Origin of the sequence: Paramicrobacterium fandaimingii (assembly GCF_011751745.2) — a bacterium.
Lineage (GTDB): Bacteria > Actinomycetota > Actinomycetes > Actinomycetales > Microbacteriaceae > Paramicrobacterium > Paramicrobacterium fandaimingii.
Genome location: NZ_CP061170.1, coordinates 2,226,943 through 2,244,475, shown reverse-complemented (window position 1 = coordinate 2,244,475; position 17,533 = coordinate 2,226,943). Strand labels below are relative to the sequence as shown.

The 17,533-nt window shown below is 63.5% G+C and carries 15 protein-coding genes; 8 read left to right on the top strand and 7 right to left on the bottom strand.

Features of this window, described 5'->3' with window-relative positions:
- The first annotated feature begins 60 nt into the window (after positions 1-60).
- A complete protein-coding gene (locus tag HCR84_RS10850; protein ID WP_166981095.1) occupies positions 61-1,590 on the top strand; it encodes a catalase in 1,530 nt (509 codons plus the stop codon).
- Positions 1,591-1,746: 156 nt separating this feature from the next.
- Here the strand turns inward: HCR84_RS10850 and HCR84_RS10845 are convergent, their stop codons facing one another.
- The 5 genes from HCR84_RS10845 to HCR84_RS10825 are packed head-to-tail and all read right to left on the bottom strand — an operon-like array spanning position 1,747 to position 7,220.
- Positions 1,747-3,054: a DUF58 domain-containing protein gene (locus HCR84_RS10845; protein WP_166981097.1), complete on the bottom strand. Its 1,308-nt coding sequence runs from the start codon at positions 3,052-3,054 to the stop codon at positions 1,747-1,749.
- Between the two features lie 2 nt (positions 3,055-3,056).
- Complete coding sequence (locus tag HCR84_RS10840; RefSeq protein ID WP_166981099.1) at positions 3,057-4,058, bottom strand: AAA family ATPase; 1,002 nt, start codon at positions 4,056-4,058, stop codon at positions 3,057-3,059.
- A 2-nt stretch (positions 4,059-4,060) separates the two neighbouring features.
- Positions 4,061-5,251 (bottom strand): DUF4350 domain-containing protein, encoded by a 1,191-nt coding sequence (locus tag HCR84_RS10835; RefSeq protein ID WP_166981101.1) that lies wholly within the window; start codon positions 5,249-5,251, stop codon positions 4,061-4,063.
- A complete protein-coding gene (locus tag HCR84_RS10830) occupies positions 5,248-5,910 on the bottom strand; it encodes a DUF4129 domain-containing protein (RefSeq protein ID WP_166981103.1) in 663 nt (220 codons plus the stop codon). The genes HCR84_RS10835 and HCR84_RS10830 overlap by 4 nt, the downstream gene beginning before the upstream one ends.
- Entirely contained in the window at positions 5,907-7,220 is a 1,314-nt protein-coding gene (locus tag HCR84_RS10825; protein WP_166981105.1) for a hypothetical protein, read from the bottom strand. Before HCR84_RS10825 ends, HCR84_RS10830 begins: the two co-directional genes overlap by 4 nt.
- Before the next feature lie 168 nt (positions 7,221-7,388).
- On the opposite strand from HCR84_RS10825, the gene mtrA reads away from it, so the two are divergent.
- The 6 genes from mtrA to secA all read left to right on the top strand — a co-directional run bounded on the left by mtrA (position 7,389) and on the right by secA (position 15,949).
- Positions 7,389-8,072, top strand: coding sequence for an MtrAB system response regulator MtrA (mtrA, locus tag HCR84_RS10820; RefSeq protein WP_166981107.1), 684 nt, complete (start codon positions 7,389-7,391; stop codon positions 8,070-8,072).
- A 3-nt stretch (positions 8,073-8,075) separates the two neighbouring features.
- Positions 8,076-9,710 carry an MtrAB system histidine kinase MtrB gene (mtrB, locus tag HCR84_RS10815; protein ID WP_166981109.1) on the top strand — a complete coding sequence of 545 codons (1,635 nt, stop codon included), beginning with the start codon at positions 8,076-8,078 and terminating at the stop codon, positions 9,708-9,710.
- Positions 9,707-11,383: an LpqB family beta-propeller domain-containing protein gene (locus HCR84_RS10810; RefSeq protein WP_166981111.1), complete on the top strand. Its 1,677-nt coding sequence runs from the start codon at positions 9,707-9,709 to the stop codon at positions 11,381-11,383. Before mtrB ends, HCR84_RS10810 begins: the two co-directional genes overlap by 4 nt.
- A gap of 88 nt (positions 11,384-11,471) precedes the next feature.
- Positions 11,472-12,212 carry a ComF family protein gene (locus tag HCR84_RS10805; protein WP_166981113.1) on the top strand — a complete coding sequence of 247 codons (741 nt, stop codon included), beginning with the start codon at positions 11,472-11,474 and terminating at the stop codon, positions 12,210-12,212.
- Between the two features lie 62 nt (positions 12,213-12,274).
- Entirely contained in the window at positions 12,275-12,931 is a 657-nt protein-coding gene (hpf, locus tag HCR84_RS10800; protein ID WP_166981115.1) for a ribosome hibernation-promoting factor, HPF/YfiA family, read from the top strand.
- Positions 12,932-13,096: 165 nt separating this feature from the next.
- Positions 13,097-15,949, top strand: coding sequence for a preprotein translocase subunit SecA (gene secA / locus HCR84_RS10795; protein WP_166981117.1), 2,853 nt, complete (start codon positions 13,097-13,099; stop codon positions 15,947-15,949).
- A gap of 6 nt (positions 15,950-15,955) precedes the next feature.
- Here the strand turns inward: secA and HCR84_RS10790 are convergent, their stop codons facing one another.
- The gene (locus HCR84_RS10790) at positions 15,956-16,420 is read right to left on the bottom strand and encodes an Rv3235 family protein (RefSeq protein WP_235940650.1); all 465 of its coding nucleotides are present in this window, start codon (positions 16,418-16,420) and stop codon (positions 15,956-15,958) included.
- 209 nt (positions 16,421-16,629) lie between these two features.
- On the opposite strand from HCR84_RS10790, the gene HCR84_RS10785 reads away from it, so the two are divergent.
- Entirely contained in the window at positions 16,630-17,244 is a 615-nt protein-coding gene (locus HCR84_RS10785; RefSeq protein WP_166981119.1) for a hypothetical protein, read from the top strand.
- 9 nt (positions 17,245-17,253) lie between these two features.
- On the opposite strand, the gene HCR84_RS10780 is transcribed toward HCR84_RS10785, so the two are convergent.
- Positions 17,254-17,532 carry a helix-turn-helix domain-containing protein gene (locus HCR84_RS10780; protein WP_166981121.1) on the bottom strand — a complete coding sequence of 93 codons (279 nt, stop codon included), beginning with the start codon at positions 17,530-17,532 and terminating at the stop codon, positions 17,254-17,256.
- Position 17,533 lies beyond the last annotated feature (1 nt).

The following is a 17,533-nucleotide window of genomic DNA, read 5'->3' as shown; positions in this document are numbered from 1 at the left end:
TCTTCCAGACGCGCGACCAGCCGGTCGCGCCATCGATCATGCCTATACGCAAGGAGAAGTATGTCTGAAACACCGATCACCACGACAACAACGGGCGCGCCTGTCGCCGCTGACGGGTACTCGCAAACCGTCGGAACCGACGGTTCGATCGCCCTCACCGACCACTACCTTGTCGAGAAGCTTGCGCAGTTCAACCGCGAGAGGGTTCCTGAGCGCGTCGTTCATGCAAAGGGCGGCGGCGCATTCGGCACATTCGAAGCCACAGAAGACATGAGCGCCTACACGCGGGCTGCGGTGTTCCAGAAGGGAACGACGACAGAGATGCTCGCGCGGTTCTCGACCGTCGCGGGGGAGCAGGGATCGCCAGACACGTGGCGCGACCCGCGCGGATTCGCCCTGAAGTTCTACACGTCTGAGGGCAACTACGACCTCGTCGGAAACAACACCCCCGTGTTCTTCATTCGCGACGGCATCAAGTTTCCCGACTTCATCCACTCGCAGAAGCGCCTCCCGGGCATCAACACACGCGACAACGACATGCAGTGGGATTTCTGGACAAATTCGCCCGAGTCGGCCCACCAGGTGACCTGGGTGCTCGGAGACCGCGGACTGCCGGCATCCTGGCGAAACATGGACGGCTTCGGCTCGCACACGTACCAGTGGATCAACGCCGCGGGCGAGCGCTTCTGGGTGAAGTACCACTTCAAGACCGATCAGGGAATCAAGATCCTCACAAACGAGGAGGGCGAGCTGCTCGCCGGTCAGGACGCCGACTACCACCAGCGCGACCTGTACGAGGCAATCGAGCGCGCCGACTTCCCGTCGTGGACGCTGTCTGTGCAGATCATGCCGTATGACGACGCCAAGACATACCGTTTCAACCCGTTTGACGTCACCAAGGTGTGGCCGCACGCGGACTACCCGCTGATCAAGGTGGGTACGATGCAGCTCAACCGCAACGCCGAGAACTACTTCGCGCAGATTGAGCAGGCGGCCTTTGCCCCATCGAACTTCGTTCCCGGCATCGGAGCAAGCCCCGACCGGATGCTGCAGGCACGCATCTTCAGCTATGCAGACGCGCACCGCTACCGGGTCGGCACGAACCACGCTCAGCTTCCGGTGAACGCGCCGAAGGTCGAGGTCAACTCGTATGCGAAGGACGGCCAGAGCCGCTACTCCTTCCCGTCGTCTGATCGCCCGGTGTACGCTCCGAACTCATTTGGCGGACCCCACGGCGACCCCCAGGCGGCCGGTGACGCTGCCGGGTTCGCCAGCGATGGTGAGCTCGTGCGCACCGCACAGGCGCTGCGCAGCGAGGACTCCGACTTCGGCCAGGCAGGAACGCTGTACCGCGACGTCATGGACGATGCGGCGAAGGCGCGCTTCCTCGACACCATCACCGGACACGTCGGTGCTGTGAAGAGTGATGAGATCCGCGCACGGGCGATCCAGTACTGGACGAACGTCGACGCCGATCTCGGAGCCGCGCTTGGTGAGAGGCTCTCCGCCGGGGCGTCGGGCGCCGCCGTTGTCAATGGCGCAGACACCGAGGCCGCTGAGAAGACCGAAGGAAGCGTGACGGTGTCATAACGTCGCGCTGCCGCTTCACGCGGTGAGGGCGCCGGGGAAGAAGTCTCCTCGGCGCCTTCCGTGCGATCCGCAGCATCCGATGGTGTGCCGCTTTGTGCTGTTTCTCCCCCGGGGAGTAACAGCACAAAGCGGCACAGCCCGAGCAGGATGAGGGCGCTAGAGCCGGCCAGCTGCCTTCAACGCGATGTAGTGGTCGGAGAGCGCCGGTGGCAGATCTGCGGGCGGCCCCGCGACGACGTCGGCACCCTGCTGCCTGATTGCTGCCGCGACACGCGTCGTGTCGAGAAGCGCACGTTCAGCGGATGCCGCGCGATACACGTCTGCGAGGCGATCGCGCTGCGACACGGCCTGCACGACGTCGGGGTCGGTGACGCTCGCAACGACGACCGTGTGCTTCTTGGTCAGCTGCGGAAGCACCGAGAGCAGCCCCTGTGATGCCCCCGCGGCGTCAATAGACGTGAGCAGCACGACGAGAGAACGATGTGCGCTGATGTTGCGCACCTGGGCCGGTACAGCATCCCAGTCCATCTCGATGAGTTCGGGCTCGATGCCGGCCATCGTGTCGACCATGCGGGAGAGCAGAGTGGGGCCGTTCGCGCCTTGAACCCGCCCGCGCACGCGGCGATCGTAGGCGACGAGGTCGACCCTGTCGCCCGCACGCGTCGCGAGGGCGGCGAGCAGAAGCGACGATTCGAAGGCCGTATCGATTCGCGGCTCGTTGTCGATGCGCGCGGCTGAGGTGCGCCCGGTGTCGATGACGATGATGACGCGGCGATCCCGCTCGGGACGCCACGTGCGCACAACGAGATCTTGGCGACGCGCCGTCGCGCGCCAGTCGATGGAGCGTACGTCATCGCCACGCACATACTCTCGAAGCGAGTCGAACTCGGTGCCCTGGCCACGCATCATGACGGCGCTTGAGCCGTCGAGCTCCCGCAAACGGGCGAGCCGACTGGGCAGATGCTTGCGGGCGTTGAAGGGAGGCAGCACGCGAATGCGTCCGGGAACGGCGAGCGTCGCCTGCCGGGCGCCAAGGTGAAGCGGACCAAACGACCGAACGGTCAGCTGCGAGGTCGTGCGATCGCCACGCCGAAACGGCGTGAGCGACTGAACGACGGCACGCCGCTCGCCCGCGGGAAGGCGAAGCCGCTGACGTGACGGCGTCGCGACGGCCGACGGCTGCCAAGCGTCGCGAACGAGGGCCCGCACGGTGCGCCGGCCTGCGTTTGTGATGAGAACAGTGCTTGTGACGATCTCACCGAGTCGCACGCGGTCGGGAAGGGATCGGCGGATGCTCAAGCGTCGTGGCGATCCGGCCAACACCACGTCGAGCGTGAGAATCAGCAGGCACACCACGAGCCAGCCGACGAACGGCGCCCACGCATTTCCCGTCGCCTCGCCGATCGCGATGACGGGAATCACTCCGACCGCGACAAGCGCAACGAACCACCCCGTGACGGCCATCGTTAGAACGGCACCTGCACCTGCTGCATGACCGAGGTCAGAATCGCATCGACCGAGACGCCCTCGAGCTCCGCTTCGGGCCGCAGCTGAATGCGGTGGCGCCAGACAGGAAGCAGCATCGCCTGAACATGGTCTGGGGTGATCGACGAGTACCCGGTGAGCCAGGTCCATGCCTTTGTCGCGGCAAGAAGCGCCGTTGTGCCGCGCGGACTCACGCCGATGCGCACCGACGGGCTCTGGCGTGTGGCACGCGCGAGGTCGACGAGGTACGCCAGAACGGCATCGGTGACGCCGACGGCAGAGGCAGCGGACTGTGCTGCTGTGATGTCGTCTGCTGTCACGACGGGAGTGACGCCGGCAGCTGCCAAGTTGCGTGGGTCGAAGCCGTCAGCGTGCCTGCGCAGCACCTCGACCTCGGTCTGGCGCTCGGGAATGTCGAGAACCAGCTTCACGAGAAAGCGGTCGAGCTGCGCCTCAGGCAGTGTGTACGTGCCTTCGTACTCGATTGGGTTCATCGTCGCGGCGACCATGAACGGCACAGGGAGAGGGCGTGTCACGCCGTCTGCCGAGACCTGGCGCTCCTCCATCGCCTCGAGCAGTGACGACTGCGTCTTCGGCGGCGTGCGGTTGATTTCGTCGGCGAGCATGATGTTCGTGAAGACGGGTCCCTGCCGAAACTCGAACTCGCCCGCCTTTGCGTCGTACACGAGCGATCCCGTGACATCGCCAGGCATCAGGTCGGGCGTGAACTGAACGCGCTTCGTGTCGAGCGAGAGCGAGGTGCTCATCGAGCGCACGAGAAGCGTCTTCGCGACGCCGGGGACTCCCTCGAGCAGCGCATGCCCGCGAGCGAGCAATGCGACAACGAGCCCCGTCACCGCGGCATCCTGCCCGACGACGGCCTTTGCTACCTCTGTGCGCACCTGCGCGAACCGCTGTCGCAGCTCGTCATGTGCGTCATCGGCGGAGTTCTGCGGCTGCGGCGAGCCTTGCTGATTCGTCATTGTCACATTCTTCCTGTTTCATCGATCGTCGCGCGTACCTGCGCTTCAAGTTCGTCGAGGGCGTCAGAGAGCGACATGACCTCTGCGTCGGTTGAGGGGATGTCATCGACAAGCACGGCGCGCGTCTGGCGAGCATCACGAGCCAGAACGGATGCCGCGGCGTCGGCGACCTGCCACACCGTCGCGCCGGTCGACAGTCCAAGGAGCCCCGCGACGCGTGACACCGTCCCCAGGCGCAGCATGTCGATGGCGTGGCCACGCGCGTTTCCGCGCTCGTACAGGCGCGCACGTCCCTCGACGGTTTCGCGCGCCGGCACATGCACGGGAAGGTTCTCGACGACGACGGGTCCAAGCCGGCGGCCGCGCCAGAACATCGCGGCAGCTGCCGTGAGCGAGAGCAGAACGGTGAACGGCACAACCCACCTGGGTGTCAGCTCACCGAGCGTCGGCGGTGCGTCGGCCTGCACATCGGCGATCGTCGGGAGGTACCAGACGAGCTCGCCGTGCTCGCCGAGCAGGTTGAGAGCCAACGCCGCATTGCCCCCGTGGAGGATCGTTTCGTTGTTCAGCGCGCTCGGATTTCCCAGCAGCGTCAGCGAACCGCCTCCGCTCTGCGGAAGCGACACGAGGCCATAGCGCTCGTCCGAGACGGGAAAGCAGCCGAGCGCGTCGTCGTTGTCGATGATGCGGTAGGTGTACAGCAGCTCCGACGTCTGTGCGGCGCGGGCTGCGGGAACATCGCACGCGGCGTCGACGGGTGCCGCATCGGCCGGTTCAGAGCCGCCGGTGCGCACACCGGCGGCGATCTCGCGCAGATCGGCGAAGTCGGGCGTCATCACCACGGCGTCTGTCGCCTTCTCCGTGAGCCGTGCCAAATCGCGCGGCTCGAGAAACCCACCGGCGTCGTAGACGAAAAGAGTTGCCTCACCGGCATCCAGTACGTTTTCGGCATCCGCGGCGCTGTCTGCGGCGGTCACCGATACGCCATGCTCTTCGAGAACCGTGACAAGGCCCTTGGCGCCAGATGGCGTTGCGCTGTCTGCCTGCAGCGGGCGGCTCTGGTCACTGCCGGCACCAGAGAGGGCCAGCGCAATCCCCACGATGATCAGCGCACCGATTCCGAAGGCGATCCAGAATGCGCTGCGCCGCAGTCGTGCCCCGAACGTCGGGGTCAGTGATTCCGCAACGCTCACGGTGTCGCTACCTCGGCGTCATGAATGCGCGGTGTCGCGTGCGCGAGCTCGCCGTCGAGAGCGGCGAGTGCCTCGTATTGCTCGGCCGTGGCTCCGCCCTCGAGATAGCGAACGGAGTCGAAGACGGATGCTGCAGAACGCAGCCGTGCCGCGTGCGGAGGGAAGGCAGACGCCGCTGCTGACGCGAAGCCTCCGGCGGTAGTGCCTGGCAGAACGGTGACGAGCGTTCGCTCGTCGAGACCGCGGGCAAGGGCACGGAAGATCTCGAGAACGGCGGTCTCCCAGTCGCCGGCCTGCGCGGCCTGTCGCGCGTGGGTGCGCAGCTCGTGCGCCGTTCTCGTGTCGTCGTCTCCGAAGAGCGCTGCCGTGTTTCTTCCCGCGCGGTTTCTTCTGGGCACGCCCCAGATCAGAATCGCTGCAACGACAGCTGCGGCGATGAGCACGACGATGATGACGGGAACCCAGGCGGCGAACGTACCGTCGCCCGGGACGACGAGGGAGAGAAACCACTCCCTGACGGCCGAGGCGATGCGGTCGATCAGCGACGGCTGAGCCGCCGTGTACTCGGGCTTCGACAACTCTCTGACGAGCCAGTCATACGCTTCATCTCTGCCGGGGTGCAGCGGAGGAGTGTCGTCGAGCGGCAGAATGCCGATCACGGCTGCCCTCGCGGTCCAAACGGATCGGGCACTGACGTGTCACCGACCTGGCGCGCCTCGACAAACCGCGTGAGCTCGATGTCGAGTCCCTCGCGTCGCATGCGCAGATCAATGTAGATCAGGGCGAGTGCCCCCGACTGCACGACAGACATGATCGACCCCAAGACCACGGTGATCAGCAGAAGCACCACTTCGCCGATGGCGAGAAAAGTGAGCATGGAGGCCATGTCAGAGCCGGTCGGGTCGAGAAGACCGGGAACGATGCCGAACACGAGCGACAGGGGAGTGGTGATGATCTGCGAGGCGATGTTGAGAATCATCGCGATGAGGAAGATCACGCCGAATGTCTTCCAAAAGCTTCCTGTCGTGAGGTACCACGAGCGAACCATCGCGTTCTTCAGCGTGGCGTGCTCCATCACGATGATGCTGGGCACGATAGCGAGCTTTGTGAAGATCCACACGCCCAGCGCGATCGCCGCCAACGACCCGAAGACAATGAAGAGAATGCCGATCACAAGCCCGGCACCACCCTGAACAATCAGGAGCGCGCCGATGCCGCCGATGACAGCCAGAGCGATGAGCGCTGCAACCAAATACACGGCCGTCCAGCCGAGGAGCGTCCAGAACCGCGGCCAGGTCGCCTTCCAGACGTCACGCATTCTCAGCTTCTCGCCGAGCGTCGCCCGCGCCGTGTCTGTCACGACGACACCCTGCAGAAACGCGGAGCCGACAATCGAAACGAGAATCGGAACGATCATCGACAGCAGAATCGTCAGCACGGCGCCCGATGCGATCTCGGCTTGATCCTGAGCGGACGCCTGGTCAATTCGACCGAGCATCAGCATGGTGACCACGCCGGTGATGATGATCGTGAGTATGACGGTGACGCCCTGGATGATGAGCGCGCTTCCCACCGTTGTCTTCGGGTTGTGACGCAGCTCCTTGAACGGAGCGGTCAGGAGGGCGCCGAAGCTCAACGGTCGCAGCGGAATGAGACCGGGCTTCGGCGGCGGTGCCCAGCCGTACGAGGAGCCGAACGGCTGTTGGCTGTTTTGCCCGTACTGCGGCGGCTGCTGCCCGTATGACGGCGGTGGTGGGTACTGTCCGTACTGCGGAGGAGCGTACTCGCCGTACCGCGGTGGCGGTGGTGGCTGCTGCCCGTATGGCGGCTGCTGAGGCTGCTGCGGGGTCTGCCCGACTGCTTCGCCCGTGTCCGGGGGCCCCGGGTTCTCACCCTGAGTGCGGTTCGCGTCAGACGGCGTACCTGCTGAGTTACCGGACGGCGAGTGCCATGACCCGTTATCGCTCACTCGTTCGCGCCCCTTTCAGACCCTTGCGAGACACTTTCAGGGTTCTACTCTGTCATACGGCGCGGCGTCTCGTGCGTTTCACCGACGGGCATGGAGCCAAGCGTCAGATAGCCTTGTGGAACGCGGGCCGGGACGCCGTCCGTGTACACAGAAACGAGAACGAGACGAATGAACCCACGAATTCTTGTTGTCGACGATGACACAGCTCTCGCGGAGATGATCGGCATCGTGCTGCGATCCGAGGAATATGAGCCGATATTCTGCGCAGACGGGGCGTTAGCGCTCGCCGAGTTTCGCCAAGAGAAACCCGATCTCGTGCTTCTCGACCTCATGCTGCCTGGCGTCGACGGCATTGAGATCTGCACGCAGATCAGGCAAGAATCCGGCGTGCCCATCATCATGCTCACGGCGAAGTCGGACACGGCAGATGTCGTGCGCGGGCTGGAGTCGGGCGCAGACGATTACATCGTCAAGCCCTTCAACCCGAAAGAACTTGTGGCTCGCATTCGCACACGCCTGCGTCCGGCATCCGAGTCGACTCAGGATGCTCTGGAGGTCGCCGACCTGAGCGTTGACGTCGCAGGGCATGAAGTGCGACGGGGCGACAAGAAGATCAACCTCACCCCGCTTGAGTTCGATCTTCTGCTGACGCTCGCATCGAAGCCGCAGCAGGTGTTCACGCGAGAGATGCTTCTTGAGCAGGTCTGGGGCTATCACTACAAGGCAGACACACGACTTGTCAATGTTCATGTGCAGCGTTTGCGCGCGAAGATCGAGCACGATCCCGACAATCCACGCATCGTGACAACAGTGCGGGGAGTCGGCTATCGGGCGGGCACTTCGGGCTCGTAGACAATGAGCTCACCGCTGTCGGTTGCGGAGCTGGGGCTTTCGCAGGTGCGCACGTGGCCCAGCCGGGTGCGCGAATTGTGGCGACGGTCACTGCGGTTCAGAACCGTGTCGATCACCGTGGGCCTCACCCTCGTCGCTGTGCTCGCGTCGGGTGTGTATATGTCGATCAGCGTTCGCAACGACCTCTTCTCGTCTCGGCTGAGCCAGGTTCTCGATGACTCCGGGCGCACAATGAGTTCGGTGCAGCGTCTCTTCGAGTCGGCTGATATCAATGACCGTGTGGCGATCACCACCGTGATGAACACGGTGCGAAACCAGCTCGCGGCGACGTCGTCGAGCCAGCTCATCGCGGGTTACCGGGCGCCGGGGCAGGAATACAACCCCTATGCACCGCAGGGCTTTCGCAGCTCGGAGCTCGCCGGCGGCGTTCTGTCACCCGAGCTGCGAAACGTCGTACAAGATGGCGTCGGCGAGCAGTGGTGGCAATCTGTCACGCTCAAGGGCGCAGACGGCGAAGTTCCCGGTGTGATCGTTGGACAGCTCATCGATGTTCCGGGAGCTGGCCAGTACGAGTTCTACATCGCCTTCGACCTCAGCGACTCCGAGCGCACACTGCAATTTCTGCAGCAGACGATGCTCATTGTCGGCCTTGCGCTGCTTCTGCTTGTCGGTGCCGTCGGCTGGGTTGTCGTTCGCCTCGTCGTCGAGCCCATCACGATCGCCGCCGAGACAAGCCAGCGGCTTGCCGACGGCGACCTGGGAGTGCGAATCCGCGAGACAGGGGCCGACGAGCTTGCGACGCTCGCTCGATCGTTCAATGGAATGGCAGACTCGCTGCAGCAGCGCATTCGCGAACTGGCTGATCTGTCGCTTGTGCAGCAGCGGTTCGTCTCCGATGTCTCACACGAGCTTCGCACTCCGCTGACAACCATCAGACTCGCCGACGACGTCATCTATGACCATCGCCACTCGTTTGCGCCAGCGACGACGCGCACGGCCGAATTGCTGCACACGCAGGTTGAGCGGTTTGAATTGCTGCTTGACGATCTGCTGGAGATCAGCCGCTATGACGCCGGCTCTGTGCAGCTGGAGCTTGAGCCGACCAACCTCGCCACGCTCGCGCAAGACTGCATCGACGGCATGGAAGCGCTCGCCGCGGAACGTGGTACCGATATTCGACTTGTCGCCCCGGGGGGCCACAACCAAGTGGAGATGGACCCACGGCGCATCAGGCGCATTGTGCGCAACCTGATCGGCAACGCCGTCGAGCACGGGGAGGGCCGCCCGATCGTGGTCACCGTCGACAGCAATGCGGATGCTGTCGCGCTCACCGTGCGCGACTACGGGCTCGGCATGAGCGACGCCGACGCTGAGCATGTCTTCGACCGTTTCTGGCGCGCGGATCCCTCTCGACGTCGAACGATCGGTGGAACGGGCCTCGGCCTCGCCATTTCGACGGAAGATGCCAGCCTGCACGGTGGAGAGATCGATGTCTGGTCTCGGCCTGCGGCGGGCAGCAACTTTCGGCTGACGCTCCCGCGAACGCCAGGCGCGGCGATCACCTCGTACCCGCTCGACCGTGTTCCCGATGACGCAGACGGCTCGGGCCCGCCGATTCAGCAAGAGGACGACGCATGAGACGAATCACCTCAGTCTTGTCACTCGCCGTCATCGTGGCGCTTCTCGCGGGGTGCGCCGGCATCCCGCGCAGCGGGAGCGTGCGCGAGGGTAACCCCATTGGAGAAGACGAGAACAACGCAGACGACGTCACGCTGATCGCCGACGCTCCGGTGCCCGGCGCGTCGCAGGAGGATCTGCTCAAGGGCTTCATCGCGGCAGCATCCAGCCCGCTCAACAACTATGCCGTCGCGCGCGAATACCTGGCACCGGATATTCGGCTCGATTGGAATCCAGATGCCTCGGTGACGCTCGACGATCCCGGTGAACGGCAGTTTGACAGGCAGTCGGATGCGACGATCGATGTTGCTATTGCGCCCACCGCTCTCGTTGACGGCACGGGCGTGTACTCCGAGCGAACGACAGGGGGCCTTGTTCACCAGAGCTACACCTTTGCCAAGGTCAGCGGCGAATGGCGCATTGCGGAGGCGCCGAACGGCATCCTCCTGGAAGAGTCACTCTTCGAGACGGTGTTCGATCAGCATGCGCTGCGCTTCTTCAACCCGCAGTGGACGTCTCTCGTGCCCGATCTGCGCTGGTTCCCCTCGGGAAGCTCCTCGGCGACCCGAGTCGTGACGGAGCTGCTCAAAGGGCCGAGTGAATGGCTCGCGCAGTCGGTGACCACGGCGTTCCCAGACGGAACGCGGCTGGCACGCAGCTCTGTGCCCGTCACAGACGGAGAAGCGCAGGTGGACCTCAGCCGTGATGCCCTCACAGCCGACGATTCCGCCCGAAAGCGAATGAAAGCGCAGCTCGTGGCGAGCCTGGAGAACGTTGCCGGCGCCGGCATCGTCACGGTTCTCTTCGACGGGCAGCCGATGGACATTCCATCGCTGACCGTGCGTGAACCTCGCGTCGACTCACGGCCTCTCATCATGACCGATGACGGGTTCGGGTATGCGTCGGGCAAGGGCATCGAGACGATTTCCGGAATCTCGACCACCGTCGAAGCGATGAACGCAACGGCGGCGATCATCAACAGTGAGAACACGCAGATCGCTGTTCGCACAGAAGACGGCGTGTACTCCGTGACATCGGAGAAGGACCCCGTGCTCGTCGACAGTCGTGACGACCTGATCGCACCGACACTCGACGATTCCGGGTTCGTCTGGAGCGTTCCCGCTGGTCAGCCCGGAAAGATGCAGGTGCACGATCAGTCGGGCGCGGCATACGATGTGCAGACACCCTGGCCGGAGGCGTCGACCATCGCCTCGCTCGAGCTGTCCCGTGATGGCACGCGAATCGTCGCACTCATCGACTCCGGCGATTCGCCGCAGCTTCTTCTCGCCGGAGTGCGCAGAGGAACGGCAGGCGTGCCGACATCAATCAGCGAGACCGTGCGCTTCCCCGTTGCATCGGGCACTCCGATGTCGGCAACATGGGTCGACGACCAGACAGTCGCGGTGCTCACGAGCGACGCAACCGACGTGGTTCAGCTGATTGAGTTGGGCGGGCCATCGACGAACATCGGACCGGTTGAGGATGCCGTGGAACTCGTCGGCAGCAACGGCGAGGAGGCGCTCAGGGCTGTCACAAGCAACCATGAGCTTTTCGCCCGCCGCGGAACCGGATGGCAGGTGTCTCGCGAGGGAGTTGCCTTCATTGCAACGCAGATCGGCACGCCAGCGAACTGACGCGTCCACAGGCGGTGCGCGTGCGGCGGCTCTCCCCATTTTGCTCTGGACGGTTGCTGATGAGCAGCGCCACGGCAAGGCTTGAGCGATGACACGTCACCGTGGCCGAGCGTGGGGGCCTTCGCTCGCGCACCACTGTCTCGCACTCGGACGGCGCGTCATTCGTGAGATCGTTGCATTTCTCGTCCCTGTCGTCTGTGCCGGATGCGGCGAAAATGACGCCAGCGTGTGCGCAACGTGCCGGGACGCTCTGTGCAACAGCATCCTGACGCGCACGCTCGACGGCGTTCCCGTCTACAGCGCTGCTCACTATTCGGGCCGCGTGAAGCGCATGCTGCTCGCTGTCAAACGCGACGGTCGTGTCGATGCAGCGTCGGCGCTGGGAATCGCATTGCACGCTGCCATCACGGCGGCGCTTGCCGATGCTGAGGGCCGGGGAATTGAGCTCGCGACGGTGCCTGCGTCGCTGCGGTCTCGGCAACGTCGTGGGTTCGTACCCGTCGATCTGATGGTGCGGAGAGCCGGTTTCGGGCGCTCACGGGTGCTCGCGTGGCGACGACGACCGCGCGACCAGATCGGGCTCGGACGTGCACAGCGAACCGAGAATCTTGCGGGCGCCATCAGGTCGAAGAACGTGAGGGGCCGACGATTTATCGTCGTCGATGATGTTGTGACGAGCGGGGCGACGCTCTCGGAGTGCGTCCGCGCGCTGAGGCTGAGCGGCGGCGAGATCGTTGCGTGTGCGACTGTTGCGTCGACGCCGCTGCGTCTCGCCACGCCCGGTCGAGATCAGAGCGTGACAAGGTCGGGGACTGGGGCTACGGTGTAGGAAAAGGCGTGAAAGGATCGCCCGGAAAACCAGGCGACCTCGCGCCGGATCCGGAGGTCGCCGTGGAAATTAACATCGTCGGAATTGGCCTGGGAGTCACCGATCGCTTTCGTGATTATGTGGAAGAGAAATCAGAGAAAATCACCCACATCACGGATCGCATGATCGCGTTCGAGGTCAAAGTGAGCCGCCACAACGACAAAAGTGGAAAGAACGGCGATGATCGCGTCGAGTTGACGCTCATCGGGCCGGGGCCCCTTGTGAGGGCAGAGGCGACGGGCGGTGACAAATACAGCGCGTTCGACATTGCGATCGACAAGATGCTCGAGCGCATACGCCGGGCAAAGGAGCGCAGGCAGGCACGTCGAGGCAAGAAGCGCACATCACTTCACGCCGCGGCCACGAGCGAGTTCGCCGTTGTCGGGCTGCAACCGGCGCCCGCAGATGTCATCGAGCGCGTCAGCGCCGGTGAGTCGCCGGTTGACGATGTTGAAAGCGAGGAGCAGTACTCACCTGTCGTCATCAGGCAGAAGACATTCCCCGCAGAATGGATGACCGTCGACGACGCGGTGGATCGCATGGAGCTGGTCGGGCACGACTTCTTCCTTTTCATTGACGCGCGCACTGATCGCCCGAGCGTCGTGTACCGGCGCAAGGGCTGGGATTACGGTGTGATCGAGCTCTCGGAGGAAGCCGAGGCTGAAGCAAGCAGGGCCTAAGAGCCCAAAGGCGGCCTGGCGATGCCCGTATCCGGGCGCGCCCGGCCGCCTTTCTTCAGCCCGCGCCAAGCGGTGGGTCGCTAATATAGGTACGATCGACCCCGGCCCGATCGAACGAGACGGGACCTGGCGCCTCGAGCGCCGTGAACTAAGTGGAGTGCATTCGTGGCCTCAGTATTGGAAAAAGCCCTTCGCGTCGGCGAAGGACGAACCCTCAAACGCCTGAAGAACTACGCGAAGGCCGTCAACGCACTTGAAGACGACTTCGCCGAACTCAGCGATGAGGATCTCAAGAACGAGACAGCGGAGCTTCGCGAGCGCTATGAGAAGGGTGAGAAGCTCGACCATCTGCTGCCCGAGGCTTTTGCCGCGGTCAGAGAAGCGGCAAAGCGCACGCTGGGCATGCGGCCCTTCGACGTTCAGCTCATGGGTGGGGCGGCGCTTCATCTCGGCAACATCGCCGAGATGAAGACCGGGGAAGGTAAGACCCTCGTCGCGACGCTCCCCGCGTACCTCAACGCCATCACTGGCAAAGGCGTGCACGTCATCACCGTCAACGACTATCTTGCGAGCTATCAGTCCGAGCTGATGGGGCGTGTGTTCCGTGCGCTCGGAATGACAACGGGTGTTGTCGTCTCCGGCCAGACACCGGACGTGCGGCGCAAGCAATATCAAGCAGACATCACCTACGGAACGAACAATGAGTTCGGGTTCGATTACCTGCGCGACAACATGGCGTGGCAGAAGGACGGAATGGTTCAGCGTGACCACTATTTCGTCATCATCGACGAGGTCGACTCCATCCTCATTGACGAGGCGCGGACCCCTCTGATCATCTCTGGCCCGTCGTCAGGCGAGGCGAACAGATGGTTCACCGAGTTTGCGCGAATCGCGCAGGGCCTTGTGGCTGGCGAAGACTACGAGGTCGATGAGAAGAAGCGCACAGTCGGCGTGCTCGAGCCCGGAATCGAGAAGGTGGAAGACCACCTCGGGATCGACAATCTTTACGAATCGGCGAATACCCCGCTCATTTCCTTTCTCAACAACGCCATCAAGGCGTCGGCGCTGTTCAAGAAAGACAAGGACTACGTCGTCATGAACGGCGAGGTCATGATCGTCGATGAGCACACCGGGCGCATCCTCGTCGGACGGCGCTATAACGAAGGTGTTCACCAGGCGATCGAGGCGAAGGAAGGCGTCACAGTCAAGGCCGAGAACCAGACGCTTGCGACGGTCACACTGCAGAACTACTTCCGCATGTACGACAAGATGGCGGGAATGACCGGTACGGCCGAAACAGAGGCCGCCGAGTTTATGTCGACGTACAAACTCGGTGTCGTGACGATCCCAACGAACAAACCGATGCAGCGCATGGATCGATCCGACCTTGTATACAAGACAGAAGAGGCGAAGTTCGCCCACGTCGTCGACGATATCTCTGAGCGAAACGACGCAGGTCAGCCGGTGCTCATCGGTACGACGAGCGTGGAGAAGAGCGAGTACCTCTCGCGTCTCCTCGCGAAGAAGGGCATCAGACACGAGGTGCTCAATGCGAAGAACCACGCCCGTGAGGCATCCATCGTCGCTCAGGCGGGCCGCCTCGGCGCGGTTACCGTCGCAACGAATATGGCCGGACGCGGCACCGACGTCATGCTCGGCGGCAACGCCGAGTTCCTCGCCGTTCAGAAGATGAGCGAGTTGGGGCTCTCGACGACCGAGACTCCCGACGAGTATGAAGAGAAGTGGGACGAAGTCTACGACGAGGTGAAAGCCGGGGTGCAGACAGAAGCCGACAAAGTTATCGAGGCCGGAGGGCTCTACGTTCTGGGCACCGAACGTCACGAATCTCGCCGCATCGACAACCAGCTTCGCGGCCGGTCCGGCCGTCAGGGCGACCCGGGCGAGAGCCGCTTCTACCTCTCGTTGCAAGACGATCTGATGCGCCTGTTCAACTCCGGCGCCGCAGAGAGTCTGATGTCACGAGGCGTGCCTGACGACGTCGCCATCGAGTCGAAGGTCGTCAGCAGGGCAATTCGATCGGCGCAGTCCCAGGTGGAGTCACGCAACGCGGAGATCCGCAAGAACGTTCTGAAGTACGACGACGTGCTCAACCGCCAGCGCGAGACGGTGTACACCGACCGACGACAGATTCTCGAAGGCGACGACCTCCAAGAGCGCGTCCGGGTGTTCCTCGAGGACGTTGTCACCGAGGTGCTCGATGAGCACGTCGGCGAAGGCAATGGAGACGATTGGGACTTTGACGCTTTGTGGGTTGAGCTCAAGACTCTGTATCCGATCGCTCTCACTGTCGATGAGGTTGTTCAGGAAGCGGGTTCGAAGGGACGCGTCAATCGAGCATTCGTGCAGCGCGAGATCTTGTCAGACGCCAAGCTCGCCTACGAGCATCGTGAGGAGCTGCTCGGCTCCGATGCCATGCGTGAACTTGAGCGTCGCGTTGTGCTGCAGGTCATCGATCGCCGGTGGAGAGACCATCTCTACGAGATGGACTACCTGAAGGACGGCATCGGTCTGCGGGCGATGGCCCAGCGTGATCCCCTTGTCGAGTACCAGCGTGAAGGCTTCTCCCTGTTCCAGCAGATGATGGGACAGATTCGAGAGGAGTCCGTCGGGTACCTGTTCAACCTCGAGGTCGAGGTGACGCGACCAGACGATGCGGAGGGCGAGGTCAGCCCCGTAATCGTTGCAAAGGGGCTTGCGCGCCCCGATGGCGAGACGGAGAAGCTCAGCTATTCGGCAGCAAACGAAGAAGGCGACGTCGAGGTTCGCAATCAGCGCGGGCAGATCGAAAAGGGCGCAACAGGCAAGGCCCAACGCGTGGCTCAAGGATCGACAAACGGTGCAGCGAAGGGAAGCCCTGCCCGCCAGGCGCGACCGGCGGCCGCACCTCAGAAGAAGAAGCCTGCTCAGCGCGGTGCATTCGGTCAGACAGCATCCGATGATGCGAAGCCGGCGCCGGCCAACCGTGCGCAGCGACGTTCACAGCAGAAGAAGAAGTAGCCTCAGCTAAAGGACGCCGATCGACGTCGCACGCCAGCGATGGTCGATGCCCTCGAGCCGAATCGCAACGGCTCGGGCACGTGTGCGCCCGACCTGCACCATGATCACGGCTTCACACACGTCGTCGACGGGGGCTTGGACATGCACCTTTCCGACGTGCACGACCGGCCGCACGGCGTTCTGACCCTTCAACGTTCGGGCCCGCGCGGTGATGACGGTCTGCTTGACGAGCGTCTTGTACACATCTTCGCTGATCCAGCGGGAAAGCTGCTCAAGGTTGCGTGCTCCCGCAATCACCTCGATCACGCTGCGTGTGAGATTGACGAGAAGCGGTTCTGGGTCGGGCAGATCTGTCGCGTTCGTTCGGAGAAATGTGAACTCGCTGTCGGGATCGGCGGTGCCGCAACGGGCAGGACGGGCGGGCGGCGCGGGGGAATGCTCGTCGGATCGTGCGACATTGCCTTCACTCATCTTTGCTCCGCCCAGGCCGTGGAACGGCCCTGGCTGGGCCGCTTTGCCATCGCGGGTCCATGATGAACCCACTGCTGAGTGACCCCCTCGTGGGGGTCAGGACTCATGGTTAGACACTCAACCAGGTAGCGCGTGATCTTGTAAAGCAATTTTTGCAATCTGTGGATAACTCGGTGAACCTCTCCGGGGAACCGCTAGTCTCGGGCACCATGAGATGGGACAGCCTGTTCGACGATCTCGAAGGCCAGCTGGATTCGGCATGGAGCGCCGAAGACATCGAGAGACGCGCTGAAGACGAGCGGCTTCGCATCGGCCGCCTGAGCCTCCGCGACCGCATGATCGCGTATGGGCAAAGCTCGGTCGACGACCCGAGCATGACGAGGCCGATGAAAGTCATCCTCCGCAGCGGCCGCGACATCACTGTGCAGCCTCGAACTTTCGGCCGCGACTGGATTGCCGCCGATCTCATCAGGCAACACGGGAGCGACGGGGCATGTGTGATCGCGCTCGCCGGCATCAGCAGCATCCTGTTGCACCCTGACGATGTCGAGCGGAGCATCGCGGAGGGCGATGACGCACGTCGGGGCCCTCAGATCACCGACCGCATCGGATTTCCGTTTGTCTTGAGAGACCTCTGTCGCCGTCGAACGTACGTGACGATGTCGACAGTGATGTCGTCAGATGCGATCGGCGGAACCCTCGACCGTGTGGCTCGGGACCATGTCGACATCGCTCGTCACGCGCGCGGAACCCCTCGACGCGCCCGCGATGTTGCGCAGGTGCAGCTTGTCGCCCTGTCTGCGATCGATCTGGTTGAACTCTGAGAGCCGCGGTCAACGGCGGTGCTTCGGCCCGTCGCTGATGTCTTGGATGCTTGCGGCATTCGCCTCGCGCCAGAGGCTCATACGGCGTGTCTCTTCATACTTCTGCTCGATGTATTCCTCGAGAACGCGGCGTTCTATGCGCCAGCGGCCGGGGGAGCCCACGCTGATCGCGGGCAACTCAGCTGACCGGATCAGCTCCCGTACCTCGTCGGCGGAGACGTTAAGGATCTCCGAAGCATCGGCCACTGTTAGGAAGCGGCCGATCGACTCTGGTGAAATGTGATCCATG

What these genes read in the sequence shown, in the direction of transcription:
- HCR84_RS10850 (WP_166981095.1), top strand. Translation starts at nt 61, where the DNA reads ATGTCTGAAACACCGATCACCACGACAACAACGGGCGCGCCTGTCGCC.
- HCR84_RS10845 (WP_166981097.1), bottom strand. Translation starts at nt 3,054, where the DNA reads ATGGCCGTCACGGGGTGGTTCGTTGCGCTTGTCGCGGTCGGAGTGATT.
- HCR84_RS10840 (WP_166981099.1), bottom strand. Translation starts at nt 4,058, where the DNA reads ATGACGAATCAGCAAGGCTCGCCGCAGCCGCAGAACTCCGCCGATGAC.
- mtrA (WP_166981107.1), top strand. Translation starts at nt 7,389, where the DNA reads ATGAACCCACGAATTCTTGTTGTCGACGATGACACAGCTCTCGCGGAG.
- mtrB (WP_166981109.1), top strand. Translation starts at nt 8,076, where the DNA reads ATGAGCTCACCGCTGTCGGTTGCGGAGCTGGGGCTTTCGCAGGTGCGC.
- HCR84_RS10810 (WP_166981111.1), top strand. Translation starts at nt 9,707, where the DNA reads ATGAGACGAATCACCTCAGTCTTGTCACTCGCCGTCATCGTGGCGCTT.
- HCR84_RS10805 (WP_166981113.1), top strand. Translation starts at nt 11,472, where the DNA reads ATGACACGTCACCGTGGCCGAGCGTGGGGGCCTTCGCTCGCGCACCAC.
- HCR84_RS10790 (WP_235940650.1), bottom strand. Translation starts at nt 16,420, where the DNA reads ATGAGTGAAGGCAATGTCGCACGATCCGACGAGCATTCCCCCGCGCCG.
- HCR84_RS10785 (WP_166981119.1), top strand. Translation starts at nt 16,630, where the DNA reads ATGAGATGGGACAGCCTGTTCGACGATCTCGAAGGCCAGCTGGATTCG.
- HCR84_RS10780 (WP_166981121.1), bottom strand. Translation starts at nt 17,532, where the DNA reads ATGGATCACATTTCACCAGAGTCGATCGGCCGCTTCCTAACAGTGGCC.